A 598-nucleotide genomic window follows, 5' to 3' on the forward strand; every position below is an offset into this window, starting at 1 on the left:
ATGACCATTGCCATCAATGGAGCCTAGCGGGATCGAACCGCTGACCTCCTGCGTGCAAAGCAGGCGCTCTCCCAGCTGAGCTAAGGCCCCGATGTTGATTTAATTAAGAGTAAACCTCTCAAAACTGAACGAATAAAAGCAATCCTGTGTAGTTTCCGTAACGTTCATCTAAGATGAACTATTTCCTTAGAAAGGAGGTGATCCAGCCGCACCTTCCGATACGGCTACCTTGTTACGACTTCACCCCAATCATCTATCCCACCTTAGGCGGCTGGCTCCAAAAGGTTACCTCACCGACTTCGGGTGTTACAAACTCTCGTGGTGTGACGGGCGGTGTGTACAAGGCCCGGGAACGTATTCACCGCGGCGTGCTGATCCGCGATTACTAGCGATTCCGGCTTCATGTAGGCGAGTTGCAGCCTACAATCCGAACTGAGAGAAGCTTTAAGAGATTAGCTTAGCCTCGCGACTTCGCGACTCGTTGTACTTCCCATTGTAGCACGTGTGTAGCCCAGGTCATAAGGGGCATGATGATTTGACGTCATCCCCACCTTCCTCCGGTTTGTCACCGGCAGTCTCGCTAGAGTGCCCAACTTAA

General features: G+C 51.7%; 1 tRNA gene and 1 rRNA gene. Both read right to left on the minus strand.

The window, feature by feature from the left end:
• Positions 1-17: 17 nt before the first annotated feature.
• Positions 18-90: transfer RNA gene (locus EP1_RS13190), tRNA-Ala, on the minus strand.
• Positions 91-190: 100 nt separating this feature from the next.
• A 16S ribosomal RNA gene (locus EP1_RS13195) occupies positions 191-598 on the minus strand; the annotation flags it as partial.

Origin of the sequence: Enterococcus pseudoavium NBRC 100491, from assembly GCF_001544295.1 — a bacterium.
Classification (GTDB): Bacteria; Bacillota; Bacilli; order Lactobacillales; family Enterococcaceae; genus Enterococcus_A; species Enterococcus_A pseudoavium.